At 38.8% G+C, this 13,865-nt stretch carries 12 protein-coding genes; 4 read left to right on the forward strand and 8 right to left on the reverse strand.

What is annotated here, in order from left to right; genetic code table 11:
* Positions 1–2: 2 nt before the first annotated feature.
* Genes mfd through yajC form a run of 7 tightly spaced genes read right to left on the reverse strand, consistent with a single transcriptional unit; the run spans position 3 to position 9,715 of the window.
* On the reverse strand, positions 3–2,852 hold the full coding sequence (gene mfd, locus JG738_RS08075) for a transcription-repair coupling factor (protein WP_201337424.1): 2,850 nt from the start codon (positions 2,850–2,852) through the stop codon (positions 3–5).
* Entirely contained in the window at positions 2,825–3,889 is a 1,065-nt protein-coding gene (locus JG738_RS08080) for a folylpolyglutamate synthase/dihydrofolate synthase family protein (protein WP_201338748.1), read from the reverse strand. The genes mfd and JG738_RS08080 overlap by 28 nt, the downstream gene beginning before the upstream one ends.
* 59 nt (positions 3,890–3,948) lie before the next feature.
* Complete coding sequence (lptE, locus tag JG738_RS08085; protein WP_084274544.1) at positions 3,949–4,443, reverse strand: LPS assembly lipoprotein LptE; 495 nt, start codon at positions 4,441–4,443, stop codon at positions 3,949–3,951.
* Between the two features lies 1 nt (position 4,444).
* Positions 4,445–6,898: a leucine--tRNA ligase gene (leuS, locus tag JG738_RS08090; protein WP_201337425.1), complete on the reverse strand. Its 2,454-nt coding sequence runs from the start codon at positions 6,896–6,898 to the stop codon at positions 4,445–4,447.
* Entirely contained in the window at positions 6,898–7,872 is a 975-nt protein-coding gene (gene secF, locus JG738_RS08095) for a protein translocase subunit SecF (RefSeq protein ID WP_201337426.1), read from the reverse strand. The genes leuS and secF overlap by 1 nt, the downstream gene beginning before the upstream one ends.
* A gap of 1 nt (position 7,873) precedes the next feature.
* On the reverse strand, positions 7,874–9,436 hold the full coding sequence (secD, locus tag JG738_RS08100) for a protein translocase subunit SecD (protein WP_201337427.1): 1,563 nt from the start codon (positions 9,434–9,436) through the stop codon (positions 7,874–7,876).
* Positions 9,437–9,439: 3 nt separating this feature from the next.
* The gene (yajC, locus tag JG738_RS08105) at positions 9,440–9,715 is read right to left on the reverse strand and encodes a preprotein translocase subunit YajC (protein ID WP_084276534.1); all 276 of its coding nucleotides are present in this window, start codon (positions 9,713–9,715) and stop codon (positions 9,440–9,442) included.
* Here yajC and JG738_RS08110 point away from each other — a divergent pair.
* The 4 genes from JG738_RS08110 to JG738_RS08125 are packed head-to-tail and all read left to right on the forward strand — an operon-like array spanning position 9,693 to position 12,866.
* Positions 9,693–10,973 carry an apolipoprotein N-acyltransferase gene (locus JG738_RS08110; RefSeq protein ID WP_201337428.1) on the forward strand — a complete coding sequence of 427 codons (1,281 nt, stop codon included), beginning with the start codon at positions 9,693–9,695 and terminating at the stop codon, positions 10,971–10,973. The two genes, yajC and JG738_RS08110, sit on opposite strands and share 23 nt — an antisense overlap.
* Positions 10,970–11,845, forward strand: a complete 876-nt coding sequence (gene cysK / locus JG738_RS08115) for a cysteine synthase A (protein WP_201337429.1) — start codon at positions 10,970–10,972, stop codon at positions 11,843–11,845. Before JG738_RS08110 ends, cysK begins: the two co-directional genes overlap by 4 nt.
* On the forward strand, positions 11,842–12,423 hold the full coding sequence (locus JG738_RS08120; RefSeq protein ID WP_201337430.1) for an aminotransferase class IV family protein: 582 nt from the start codon (positions 11,842–11,844) through the stop codon (positions 12,421–12,423). The genes cysK and JG738_RS08120 overlap by 4 nt, the downstream gene beginning before the upstream one ends.
* A 2-nt stretch (positions 12,424–12,425) precedes the next feature.
* Positions 12,426–12,866: a hypothetical protein gene (locus JG738_RS08125; protein WP_201337431.1), complete on the forward strand. Its 441-nt coding sequence runs from the start codon at positions 12,426–12,428 to the stop codon at positions 12,864–12,866.
* Here the strand turns inward: JG738_RS08125 and JG738_RS08130 are convergent, their stop codons facing one another.
* The gene (locus tag JG738_RS08130; RefSeq protein WP_084274557.1) at positions 12,867–13,766 is read right to left on the reverse strand and encodes a LysR family transcriptional regulator; all 900 of its coding nucleotides are present in this window, start codon (positions 13,764–13,766) and stop codon (positions 12,867–12,869) included.
* Positions 13,767–13,865 lie beyond the last annotated feature (99 nt).

A 13,865-nucleotide genomic window follows, 5' to 3' on the forward strand; every position in this document is an offset into this window, starting at 1 on the left:
TTTTATGATTTGAGATATCGCAATGTAGTTTTGAGAATATCATCATCATCTTTACTTGGGGCTTTGATTAACTCTTTTTTGTCTACATACTCAATTGTGATATTTTGATTGTAGTTGCTTATGCGCTTAATCCCTCGCTCTTTTGCACGAATTTTTATCTCTATGAGATCTAAAAAGTTTCTTGTCACCGCATCAATTTGCCCAAATCTATCTTTAATCTCCTCTTCTATTTCGCTCACATCCTCTATAGAATTAGCTTGAGAGAGCCTGCGATAGAGCTCGAGCTTGAGCCTATCTTCTGGCACCAAATCTGTAGAGATGTAAGCATTGACCGAGAGTTTAAGCTCCACTTCACTCTCCTCTTCCATCTCTCCTTTTGTTAGCTTGGTAATAGTATCTTCAAGCATTTTAAGATAGAGCGTATAGCCGATATTTTTTATATGGCCGCTTTGTTGTGCTCCAATGATATTACCCCCACCACGAATTTCAAGATCGTAATAAGCAAGTGCAGCTCCACTTCCCAAATAGGAGTTAGACTCTAATGCTATGAGGCGCTTTTTTGCCTCTTCAGTAAGCGCTTCTTTATCCTCTACAATATAGTAGCAGTACCCCTCTTTGCCACCTCTTCCCACACGTCCACGCAGTTGATGGAGATCTGCAATGCCAAAGCGATCTGCACCCTCTACAATAATGGTATTGACATTTGGCATATGAATACCACTCTCTACAATTGAGGTTGAGAGTAAAATATCATACTCCCCATTTGCAAATTTAACAAGCTCCTTTTCTGTAACACTGCTAGCAATCTTAGAGTGCAATACAAGTATCTTTTTGCCTGGCAAGAGGCTTTCAAGCTGCGATCTTTTCTCTTCAATTCCTACTATGGAGTTAAATATATAAAAGGCCTGTCCCCCACGGCGCAGCTCACGCAAAATCACCTCTTTGATGAGCTTTTCATCATAGGCTTTTACATAGGTGCGTACAGGTTTTCTGTTATCTGGAGGAGTGCGTATTTCACTGAGATCTTTAATTTGGCTTAAAGCCATATTGAGACTTCTTGGAATTGGCGTGGCACTCATGCTAAGAATATGAACATCTTTACTAAACTCTTTGAGCTTCTCTTTTTGCTTCACACCAAATTTATGCTCTTCATCAATGACAACAAGAGCAAGATTTTTAAACTCTGCACCAAAAAGAGCATGGGTCCCCACTACCACATCGATTTTTCCCTCTTTAAGTGCTTGGAGACGCTCCTTTTTTTCTTTAGCACTTACAAAACGATCTATTTTAGTAACGCTTATTCCATACTTGCTTAAGCGCTCATGCAAAGAGTTGTAATGCTGATTTGAGAGCAATGTAGTGGGAACAACCATGGCAGCCTGATAGCCGTTTTTGACAACAGCATAAATTGCATTCATAGCAACTTCAGTCTTTCCAAATCCTACATCGCCACTGAGCAGCATATCCATAATCTTGCCACTTGCTAATTTTTGCAAAATCGCATCAATCGCCTTTTGCTGATCTTCAGTATAAATAAATCCAGCATCTTTTTGAAAAAGCGCAATATCTTGGGGGATAAGGATCTTCTTACCTTCACTCAAAACCCGCTTTGCAGAGAGTTTAACAATATCGGCAGCTATTTCAAAGAGTCTCTCTTTTACCTTGGCTTTGAGACGGCTAAAAGATTTACTCCCTAACTTATCTACAACTGCTACACTCCCACTATCTGCAATGTAGCGAGAGAGCACATCAAGATTTTCTACTGGAACTAAAAGCTTATCCTCCCCTGCATACGCGATCTCTACAAAATCTCTCTTTGCACCTAAAATCGCTATTTGTCTTAAGCCTTTAAAGATTCCAATACCATGCTGCTCATGCACTACATACTCGCCAGGCTTCAACTCATCAAGTACGACACCAGCCCTTTTTACTCTGCGCTTTTTGCGCTTATTGAGTGAGACAATAATCTCATCTGGACCTTCAATATTTATAATCGCATCAGTATAGATAAATGTTACTTTTGTAAGATCTTTGATAGAGCTTCTGCGAGCAATTTCAGCAGATTTAACGCAGACTCTAACAGGCTTATTTTTGTGAGCTATGAGGTTATCAATATTTATAACTTCGATATCTTTGTAACTTTTGGGCTCTGGGATCTCTTTGGTATGAATTACATTTTTTCCTTGCGTGATATCTTCTCTTTGTGCTACCCAAAAACCAACAGAGTAGATATCCTTTTCAAAAACATCAAAACTGCTTCTTGCTATTGCACTCTCTAATTCACTATCACGCACAAGATTTGCATTATAAATCGTAACTGCCTCTAACTCCTCTTTTTGACTTCTTTGTGTTTGTGGATCAAAGAAGCGAATCGATTCAATATCCTCATCAAAAAGACTAATACGCACGGGATTATCAAGATTTGGAGGAAAAATATCTATAATATCCCCACGAAAACTTGCTTCCCCTTTTGCTTCTATAATATCAACAAACGTATATCCCCATTGATAGAGTTTCTCTTTAAATTTTTCAATATCTATACGCTCGCCAAACTCTAACGTTTCTCTTGCAAAATATTTCTTAGTAGGCAGTTTTTTCGCAATCGTAGCTTGAGGGGCAATGAGCAGTTTTGGAGCGTGATAGTAGTCATTAAGCACTCTATAAAGATCATCAAGCTCCTCTTTGAAAACGCGCAGATCATCACCCTCTTGTGCTCTTAAATCTGGCAAGAGGTAGTGTGTTATTCCTAACACTTTTGCAACATCACTTACACGCTTTGCCTCTTCTTCATTGTGCGTGATGATAATATCTGGCTGGTGAGATTTTAAACATTCGTAATAGCGAGCCCACATCGTTTAACAAACTCCTCCACTACACTAAATGATCCAAACACAAGATAGCTCTCCTCTGGTAAAACGCGCTCAAAAAATCTGTAGCGCAAACCAAGCTCTTCTAATGCATCTTGTAGCTTTTGGGGCGCTACAATGCGCTCATTCTTTACCGGTAAAATTTGCACCTCTTTGATTTTTGGAGCAAAAATTTTTAAAATTTTCTTATACTCTTTGTCTGCATAGGTGTTATAGATTAAAATTGTTTCTTTGTCAATAGTAGATGCGAGCGCTCTTGCAGCGAGGGGATTGTGCCCAACATCCAAGATAATATTACCAATTCTTTGCGTACGCCCTGGCAAACGAAACTGCACAGCTTTGCGTAAATCTGGCTCAATGCCAAGCTTCTTTGCCCCAGCTGCTGCTAAAGCAAGATTAGCAGCGTAAAAGGGCGCTAATCCCTCTTGCAAGCAAATTTCTTGATGAGTTTTTTCGACTGCAATCTTTTCATACTTGATGCCAAGCTTTCTTGCTACTGCAAAGACCTCTTGATGAGATTGCGCTCCTATTAAAGCCATCTTTTTTACAGCTTTGAGTTTTGTGGTAGCTATCTTTTCTATGCTTTGGCCTAAAAAATCTTGATGATCATAATCTATAGGAGTAACGAGTGTCAAAATATTTGGAAATACAGCAGTCGCATCATACTCTCCACCAAGTCCTGCCTCTAAGATTGCAAAATCGAGCCCTTCAAAAGCAAGCACAGCTAAAAAAGTTGTATACTCAAAGTAGCTAAGCTCTTGCAAAACCTCTTGAGGCAGGAGCTGTTGTAAACGCTGATGCATCTCCTCTAATTTTTGTTCAGTTATATAATTTCCATCAATCCAAATACGCTCTTTAAAAGCTACTATATGAGGAGAAGTATAGTGCCCCGCCCGTTTGCCAGCAAGTTTGAGTATACCAGCAAGAAATCTCCCTGTAGTTCCTTTCCCATTCGTTCCTATTATATGGATAATGGGGGGAGTTGTGAGTTTATCTTTTATTACATTATAAGCTCGCTGCATGCGAGTGGGATCGAATTTTTTGTAATAGAGGGGTTTCGTGGATAAAAACTGCTGTAAGTTCAATCTACTCCTAAAAATGATAATTTAGCAATAAATGCATCTATCGCTTTATTGGCTGCCTCTTTAATTGCCAAAAAGCGCAAAGAATCTGTAATAACAGAATTTGGCTCTATAGGAAAATCATACAGCCCTTGGGTTATAATGTGCTCTTTTTTGCCACTTTTCAAAACTTCAAACTCCATGAGAACTTTTGTGCGATAGTAAACTACATACCCATAGCGATCATACTCTAATGGTGTAAAATGCAGACTCTTTACTTTTGCAAAGATCTTCGTATCTGCATCTTTATACGATACAAGATTACGTCCAAAGCGCTCTTGCATCGCTTTATTGATAGCATCTTTGATGAGCACACTATTTTCTGGATCGCGCAAGAAAAGTGCAGTCTGTACATAGACTCGCTCTCCAATGACACTTTTGATATAGGTCTTTGCGGGTTTATACCCACAACCCACCATCAAAAGCATGATTACAAGAAAGGCGAGTCTACGCATATTAGCCCTTGACAACGATATTCACAAGACGTCCTGGCACAACAATCTCTTTTACAATCTCTTTACCCTCTATCCATTTTGCAGCAGCCTCTTTTGCTTTTTCTAAAATCTCCTCTTTTGAAGCATCTTTACCCACTTCAATCTCTGTTCTTCTTTTACCATTAATTGTGACAGCGAGCGTAATACTACCCTCTTCAAGTGCGTTCTCATCTACTTGCAATGGAGCAAAATTTACTCTTTTAAAGAGCCTTTCAGCTATCTCCCAGCTTGTATGTGGAATGATTGGCTCTAAAAGATTGGTAAGTACCCAGTAGCCCTCACTCCAAATGAGAGGATTATCCTGCTCACTCAAAGCATTAAGAGCCTCCATACACGCTGCAATGAGTGTATTGAAAGCAAAACTCTTTTCATACACCTCTTTGGATTTCACAACCGCTTCATACACCTTTTTGCGTGCATATTTTTCCTCTTTGGAAAGTTTTTCATGCTCAATCTTGGGCAACTGCTGCAATCCAGCCTGCGCATTAGCACTTCTTTCATAAAAACGCCTAATAAAGCGGTATGCTCCCTCAACACCACTATCACTCCACTCAAGCTCTTTTGCAGGAGGCGCAGCAAAGAGAATAAAAAGTCTTGCAGTATCAGCCCCAAAACGCTCCACTATATCATCAGGATCGACTGTATTGCCTTTGGATTTACTCATTTTAGCGCCATCTTTGAGCACCATACCTTGTGTTAAAAGCTTCTTAAAAGGCTCATCAATATCCACATATCCTAAATCACGTAAAACTTTTGTAAAAAATCTTGAATACAAAAGATGAAGAATCGCATGCTCTATTCCGCCGATATATTGATCTACTGGCATCCAGTAGTCTGTATCTTCTTTGCGAAATGGAACTTCTTCCCAAAATTTACGCGGTGTGGTATAGCGCAAAAAGTACCAGCTTGACTCTACAAAGGTATCAAGTGTATCGGTCTCTCTCTTGGCTTCGCTGCCACACTGTGGACAGGTTGTTTTCTTCCAGGTAGGATGAAGCTCAAGTGGATTTCCCTCTCCAGTAATCTCCACATCCTCTGGCAAGGTTACTGGCAAATTTTCTTTTTTTTCAGGTACAATTCCACACTTTGGACATTTTATAAGTGGAATTGGTGTTCCCCAATAGCGCTGGCGCGAAACAAGCCAATCTTTGAGACGATAGTTAATAGTTTTTACTCCAAGACCCTTTTGTTCAAAATACTCAATAATGTGCTGCTTTGCTTCTTCACTTGCAAGTCCGCTAAACTCTCCGCTATCAAAAAGAATTCCTGGCTCAGGATAAGCCTTAGAAGTATCCAACACCCCTTCTTTTGGTTTGATAACATATTTTATAGGAAGATTATATTTTTTTGCAAATGCAAAATCTCTCTCATCATGGGCAGGTACTGCCATTACTGCACCACTTCCATACTCAGTGAGCACAAAATTGGCAACCCAAACTGGAATCTTTTGGCCTCTCAATGGATGCAAAGCATAGAGCCCTAAAAAGAGCCCCTCTTTTTCTGCTTGCTGGCGCATCCTAGCAGACTGGTTTTGCATCGCTTCGATTTTTGCTATGCTCTTGCTATCTAATAACCCTTTTTGAATAAGTCTTTTTACAACAGGATGCTCAGGAGCTAGGGCAGCATAAGTTACACCATAGATTGTATCTGGACGGGTAGTAAAAACTTCAAACCCTTCACTCTCAGCCTTTTTGGCACTTTGCTCATCAAAACGGAGTGTAAACTTAAGCCCCTCACTTTTTCCAATCCAGTTGCGCTGCATCGCAATAACTTGCGCAGGCCAATTACCCTCAAGTTTATCGAGATCTTGGAGCAGCTCTTCTGCATAGGCAGTAATTTTTAAAAAGTACTGCTCAATCTCTTTTTGTACTACTTCTGTATCACACCGCCAGCATCTACCTTCAATTACCTGCTCATTAGCTAAAACTGTCTTATCATGAGGACACCAGTTTACTGCTGCCTTTTTTCTATAGAGCAGCCCCTTATTCCACATATCGATAATAAAGCCTTGCTCCCACTTGGTATAGAGCGGATCGCATGTAGCAAATTCTCTATCTCGTGAGAAACTAAGCCCCAAGTTATCGAGCTCTTTGCGCATATAGTCAATATTTTCATAGGTCCACTTCTTTGGATGCACTCCATGCTTGATAGCTGCATTTTCTGCTGGCATTCCAAACGCATCCCACCCAATTGGATGCAAAACATTGCGCCCTATCTTCCTATAGTAGCGAGCAAGCGCATCTCCTATAGTATAGTTGCGCACATGCCCCATATGTATTCTTCCACTAGGATAAGGAAACATTGAGAGCACATACATTTTTGGCTTTGTATAACTCTCTTGCGGCTCATACGCATTATGTTCTTTCCAAAATATTTGCCATTTTTTCTCAATTTTCTTTGGATCGTATCCTTCCATTACACCATCCCTTGCTCATACATTGCGCGCATACGTTCTTTTTCTTGCTGACGTTTTTTCTTCTCAGCTAATCTCTTGCGATATCCTGCAAGATCAAATCCTAAAAGACTTAAAAGTGGAGAAGCAATAAAAATTGAACTGTATGTTCCCACAATGATACCTACAAGGAGCGTGAAACTAAATCCACGAATAATCTCTCCTCCAAAGAGATAAAGTGTAAGTACAACAAAAAATGTTGTCAGTGAAGTGAGCAGTGTACGAGAAAGGGTTTTCGTAATAGCATCATTAATAACTAGATTGAGCTCATTGAGTTTTGTATTCTCAACAATTCCTTCACGAATCCTATCAAATACAATAATAGTATCATTGAGGGAGTATCCAAGGAGTGTTAAGATTGCTGCGAGGATATCGAGATTAACAGGAACATTAAAAAGGCTTATTGCTCCCATAGCAATACTCACATCATGCACAAGAGCTAAGACACTCGCCAGTGCAAAACGCCACTCAAAGCGAATGGAGACATAGATTAAAATAGCCAAAATTGCAATCACTGTTGCCATGAGCCCTTTTTCTCTGAGCTCTCCACCAACTTTTGGCCCCACCATATCCACACGGCGTATCTCAAAGTTTCCAGTGCCTTTGAGGGCATTTCTTGCCTCATCACCAATATCTTTTTTGAGATTTTTAGTCGAAGATTTGATACGGATAATAATTTCATTATCGCTACCAAAATATGTAACAGCTGCATCTTTAAAAATATCGCTCTTTTTGAGAGTTTGGCGAATCGTAGCAATATCAACTGGTTTTTCATAGCGCACCTGCACAATAGTCCCACCAGCAAAGTCGATACCAAAATTGAGTCCCTTGATAAATAAAAGTGCCCATGAACCAACCACTAAAATAGCAGATATAACCATAAAAATTTTGGCTTTGCCCATAAAATCGTAAATTTTATCTGTTTTAAAAAACTCCATATTAGACCTTTATACCGAACCAGAGATTGAGATTTTTACTGCGCTCAATCTTTTCCATAAGCGCTTCATAGATACCGTGCGTACCAACGATTGCTGTGAGCATAGAAGCCAAAATACCGATACTCATGGTAATTGCAAAACCTTTAATTGGGCCTGTGCCATACGCATAGAGCACTATCGCCGCGATAAGCGTTGTAATATTGGCATCCAAAATCGCACTCATTGCGTTTTTATACCCTTGCTCAATAGCTTTGCGAATCGAAACTCCTTGGCGCAAGAGCTCGCGGATACGCTCATTGATAATGACATTAGCATCCACCGCCATACCAACTGTAAGCACAATTCCTGCCATCCCTGGAAGGGTAAGTGTTGCACCAAAAAGCGCCATGATGCCAATAATTAAAAAGAGGTTAGCTATCAAAGCAATATCGGCAATAATTCCTGCTATTCCATAGTACACAATCATAAAGAGCACAACTAACACAAAACCACTAAGAAGAGCAATCATACTTGCTTTAATGCTATCAGCCCCAAGGCTAGGCCCCACACTTCTTTTCTCTTCCATATAGACTGGTGCTAAAAGTGCCCCACTTCTTAGAGCAATTGCTACATCGTGAGCCTCTTCTACAGTAAATCCACCGCTTATTTGTCCATTACCACCACCTATACGCTCACGAATGACAGGGGCGGAGTAGATCACATTATCAAGCACAACAGCAAGTCTCTTGCCCACATTTTTTGCTGTAAAATCACCAAAAATCTTTGCACCTTGTGAGTTGAGTGTAAAGTTGATAACTGGCTGATTATTTTGATCAAACGCTACACGGGCATCCGTAATCATGCTTCCATCAAGTATTGGAATCTCTTTGATAAGATATTTGCGCCCATGTCTATCTTTGAGTATCACATCACCATACTCTGCAGCCTCTTCTGGTGTCATTTGATTGACTCGTGCTTGTCTTTCCTCATCTACACCCATAAGTTGTAGATGGGCTGCTTTTGCTATAAGTTTACGAACGCGCTGCTCTTGCTCTGCAGTCTTTATACCCGGCAACTCTACCAAGATCTTATCTTTACCCTGTTTTGCAACAGTTGGCTCTGCTAAGCCAAACTGATCTAAACGATTACGGATCGTATCTACTGCTTGCTTAATCGCATACTCTTTGATTGATTCAATCTCTTGAGGTGTAAAGGTAACTGTATATGTCAATCCCTCCTTTTTTACCTCAAGCCCCTTTTGCTGTTGCAAAAACTTTTCTATTTTTGGAGCATCATCATTATCTAGGAGCTTAAATGTAACCCCTTCTGGTGTTACACGTAGCTCATCAATTAATATGTCATTATCTTCTGCATAATACTTAATCGCAGAGGCAACAGATTTGATTTTTGATTCCACTGCTTTTTTTGTATCAACACCAAGAAGCATATGCAAACCACCCTGGAGATCAAGACCTAAAGTAATTTTAGGGCCCTCTTTGAGATGTAAAAATGAAGGCAAACTCAATGCTATACCAGCAATGAATGCTATAAGAAAGAGTACAAACCTATAATTCATCCATTTCATTGCTTAGCTTTCAAGTTTTTTGGCTATATAGTTTTTATCCAGTTTTACCTCTGTATTATCACTAATTCTTGCTTTGATGAAATTTTCATCATTCTTCACTACTTCGGCTATAATACCGCCTGTAGTCACAATCTTATCACCCTTTTTGAGATTGTTCACCATCTCTTTATGTTTTTTTGCTTGTTGCTGTTGCGGTCGTATAATAAGAAAATAAAACACCGCAAAAATAATAATGAGCGGGAGGAGAGAACCCAAAATGCTTGCACCTTGTCCTTGCATTAATTATCCTTTATTCAAAAAATTTGGAAGATATTTTAGCATTACTTTATTAATAAAATCCTTTTTCATAGCACTAATTGCCAGCTCTTTTTTGCTCTTTGAGGTACTCTCTTGGCACAACCCCTATCTCCAGGCAGTTTTGGCACTTGGAGGTTTTTATCTTGTTATCATAAATAAGAGACTCTTTTGGATAGGATTTTTTATTGGAGTAATATGGTTTTGGTGGATAGCTCTGAGTTTTCGTTACTATGATCTTACCTGGATGATTCCTCTTGTTATTATAGCTATTGGGTTAGTCTATGGGATAATTTTCAAAATCGCTGAAGCAATTGGATCTCTCCTACAAAGAGCTTTTTCTTGGCAGATTTATCCTTATACAAATGCACTTTTTCTTTTTCTTGTTAGCTACATACACCCTTTCAATTTTAACTGGTATATTCCAGAACTTGCACTGCTCCATACCCCTTTCGGAGTGGATAAGCTCTCTTTTGGACTTATTCTCATTGTACTGCTACTTTTGAGCTTGTGTTCTTTTTTAGCAGCTCTCATCGCTGCTCTTTTACTCACTGCTGCTCTGCATCACTACACTCCACAGCCCATAGCACCACTCAAAATCTCTTTAGTAACTACCCATGTGCCACAAGATAAAAAGTGGAAGGCAGCTTATCGCAAAAAGATTATTGAAACTAACCTTCAAGCCATTAACAATGCAATTGCCAAAAAATATGATGTTGTTGTACTCCCAGAGAGTGCTTTTCCTCTCTTTTTGGATTACAATACTCCGCTTTTGCTCAAACTTTTGCAATTAAGTCATAAAATTGCAATCGTTACAGGCGCACTCCATGCTGAAGGGCAAAAAATATTCAACTCCACTTTTGTTTTTCATAAAGGACGCTTCATAATTCTTGATAAAGTGATTTTAGTTCCTTTTGGAGAGGAGATCCCCTTACCAAAACCGCTGGCAAAATGGGTGAATAATCTCTTTTTTGATGGGGCAAGTGACTATAGTGCAGCAAAAACTCCACAAACCTACACTATCAAAGGAGTAACATTTACAAATGCCATCTGCTATGAAGCTACTCATCCCCTCATATATCACACATCTACTCCCTATATCATAGCAATTAGCAACAATGCATGGTTTATCCCATCATATGAGCCTCTTTTGCAAAACTTAATAATAAAATATTATGCTACAATCTACAAAAAAGTGGTCTACCATGCCACAAATATTGCCAAAACGGAGATCATACGATGATAGCAAGCAATATTACACAACTTATTGGCAAAACTCCTCTTTTACACATTGAAAAGAATATCTATGCTAAATGCGAATTTAAAAACCCTGGAGGAAGTGTCAAAGATCGCATCGCTTTAAATATGATCCAAGATGCACTTGCTAGTGGTAAAATCGATAAAGATACTCCTATAGTTGAGCCAACCAGTGGCAATACTGGCATTGCCTTAGCAATGATAGGTGCAGCACTTGGTCTTCAAGTTTTCATCGTTATGCCAGAATCTATGAGCATAGAGAGACGAAAATTGATGGAGTTTTTAGGAGCAAAGCTCATTTTAACGCCAGCTGAAAAAGGGATGCAAGGAGCTATCGAAAAAGCAAAGGAGCTAGTAGCACAAGGAGCATATATGCTCAATCAGTTTGAAAATCCTGCAAATCCGGCCATGCATGAAAAGACTACTGCACAAGAAATCTTAGCAGATCTCCCAGATGTAGCTATATTTGTTGCAGGTGTGGGAACAGGGGGTACGATTACTGGTGTTGGAAAGGTTTTGCGAAAAAAGGGTGTGCAAATCGTAGCAGTTGAGCCAGCAAAGAGTCCAGTGCTTAGTGGTGGAGCACCGGGACCACATAAGATTCAAGGAATTGGAGCAGGATTCATTCCAAAAGTTGTAGATGTATCACTCTTTACACGTATTGAAACAATTGAAGATGATGAAGCCATTGCAACGAGCAAAGAACTGGCAAAAACTAAAGGAGTAATGGTAGGAATCAGCAGTGGCGCAAACGTAGCAGCTGCAAGAAAGTTAGCAAGAGAGTATCCAGAAAAGAAAATTGTCACAGTTTTGTGTGATACTGCTGAGCGCTATCTCTCTACTGATCTCTTTCGATGAAAATGCAGTTTTTTGAAACAATTAAAATAATCAATGGCCAAGCGCAACATCTCACCTTTCACAATCGGCGATTTTGGCAAACACAAAAAGAGATCTTTGGTATAGAAGAAAAAAGAGATCTTGCAAATTTTATTAAGCCTCCCTCAAAGGGACTTTATAGATGCAAAATCATTTACGATACTAAAATTCGTAGTATCACATACTACCCTTATACCCCAAGAATTCCGCACACCTTCAAACTTATTTACTCTACAATTGATTATAGTTTTAAATATCTTGACAGAAGCGAATTAGAAAGACTCTTTGCATTACGCCAAGAAGCAGATGATGTTATCATAGTCAAAGATGGGCTTTTAACCGATACGTCCATAGCCAACATCGCATTTTTTTATAAAAATGAGTGGCTTACTTCCAAAACACCTCTGCTGCCAGGTACAACACGTGCAAGACTCTTAGAGGAAAAAAGACTCAAAGCAGCAGATATAGAGGTAAAAGATATAAAAAAATTTGCTACAATGGCCATCATGAATGCTATGATAGATTTTACAATTATTGAAAACTTCTCCATAAAGGAATAGCAATGCTTTATGATATTTTGCAAGACGAGGAGTTTGCCGTTATCCTCAAAAACCATGCTATTGATATCATTACATACCTCTTTGAAAAAAACCAAGAATTTGGAGTTTTAGTAGAGATCTCTAGTGTCACATTTGAACCTGAGCTTCCAAAAAATATCTACGAGCAACTGCCAGAATTTACTCTCTTTTTGCTTATGAATTATACCTATGAGAGCGCAAGACTCGAAGAGGGAAAACTGGTTTTTGAAGCTGGATTTGGAGCAGAAAATTTTGGATCTGTGGTTACTGTTCCAATTGAAGCAGTTTTACAAATAATAGTGGATGAAACACCGATTTTTGTCAATCTCACCGCATCTTTGGCTAAAAAGCAGCAGCCAAAAAACTCCATGGAAGCACTACTCTCTAATCCAGAAAATAGAAAATTTCTCAAAAAAGAGGAGTAGTTACTTTTTGAATTTTAAAAGAAGATCTACAATCTTCATCAAAAACGGATCGTTTCTACGCTCTTTGAGGTATGTGATATAGAATTTTCTCTTTATCTTTTCCCCTTTTATTTTTGCCTCAAAGAGTCTGCCACTTTGAAGCTCATCCTCAATAGCATAGCGTGAAATTATAGAGACTGTAGGATGCTCTTTGTTCACAGGGCTGCGCAAGATAGAGTTGACAACTGCAGTTGAAGAGCTCACTTCACCAATTACATTAAACTTCTTACAACTTACACCTAGTTTTTCAAAAGTCTCTGCCACCAATTTTCTTGTATGGCTCCCCTCTTCACGACAAATCCAGTTGAATTTATAGAGGTCTTCTGTTCTTACGTAACGAGGTAGCTTTGTATTGCTAAAAAGTACCAATTCATCTTCCATCCACTCTCTATAGATTAGTCCCTCTTTGAAAATCGGAGATTCTATGAGTCCGAGATCAAATTTTTTTCCTAAAACATTATCTACGATATTCTCACTTACATCTACCTTTATAAGAATATCATTTTCTACTATCTTTTTAATTTCATTAATAATCTGTGGAAGGATGTAATTACCGATAGTAAAAGAGGACCCAATAATAAATGTAATCTGTTTATTGATTACCTTGAGAAGATCTTGTTCTGCATTTTGAATACATTTTGCAATTTTTTGTGCAATCTTATAAACCTCTTCCCCCTCTTTTGTAAGTTTAACACCATTCTTTTTACGCTCTATAAGCTTTGCATCAAGCTGCTCTTCTAAATATTTAATCTGCTGCGTTACTGCTGGCTGAGAGATTCCTAATTTTGCACTGGCTTTTGAGAAGCTTTTTTCTTTGATCACTACCAAAAATGTCTCTAATTTGGTAAAGTCTTTGATCATCTGCAAGCCTTTTTTATTAATGTTAGTTATTCATTTATAAAAATTATAACAAAGTTTTATAGAATTTCAAAGTTATAATCTTTACCTATAAATCTTTAA

It is taken from the genome of Nitratiruptor sp. YY08-26, from assembly GCF_016593215.1.
Lineage (GTDB): Bacteria > Campylobacterota > Campylobacteria > Campylobacterales > Nitratiruptoraceae > Nitratiruptor > Nitratiruptor tergarcus.

Excerpts from the sequence above, each read along its gene's own strand:
- secD (WP_201337427.1), bottom strand. The coding sequence starts at position 9,436 with ATGAAATGGATGAATTATAGGTTTGTACTCTTTCTTATAGCATTCATT.
- JG738_RS08125 (WP_201337431.1), top strand. The coding sequence starts at position 12,426 with ATGCTTTATGATATTTTGCAAGACGAGGAGTTTGCCGTTATCCTCAAA.
- mfd (WP_201337424.1), bottom strand. The coding sequence starts at position 2,852 with ATGTGGGCTCGCTATTACGAATGTTTAAAATCTCACCAGCCAGATATT.
- secF (WP_201337426.1), bottom strand. The coding sequence starts at position 7,872 with ATGGAGTTTTTTAAAACAGATAAAATTTACGATTTTATGGGCAAAGCC.
- leuS (WP_201337425.1), bottom strand. The coding sequence starts at position 6,898 with ATGGAAGGATACGATCCAAAGAAAATTGAGAAAAAATGGCAAATATTT.
- JG738_RS08120 (WP_201337430.1), top strand. The coding sequence starts at position 11,842 with ATGAAAATGCAGTTTTTTGAAACAATTAAAATAATCAATGGCCAAGCG.
- JG738_RS08110 (WP_201337428.1), top strand. The coding sequence starts at position 9,693 with ATGCTTGCACCTTGTCCTTGCATTAATTATCCTTTATTCAAAAAATTT.
- lptE (WP_084274544.1), bottom strand. The coding sequence starts at position 4,443 with ATGCGTAGACTCGCCTTTCTTGTAATCATGCTTTTGATGGTGGGTTGT.
- JG738_RS08130 (WP_084274557.1), bottom strand. The coding sequence starts at position 13,766 with ATGATCAAAGACTTTACCAAATTAGAGACATTTTTGGTAGTGATCAAA.
- JG738_RS08080 (WP_201338748.1), bottom strand. The coding sequence starts at position 3,889 with ATGCAGCGAGCTTATAATGTAATAAAAGATAAACTCACAACTCCCCCC.
- cysK (WP_201337429.1), top strand. The coding sequence starts at position 10,970 with ATGATAGCAAGCAATATTACACAACTTATTGGCAAAACTCCTCTTTTA.
- yajC (WP_084276534.1), bottom strand. The coding sequence starts at position 9,715 with ATGCAAGGACAAGGTGCAAGCATTTTGGGTTCTCTCCTCCCGCTCATT.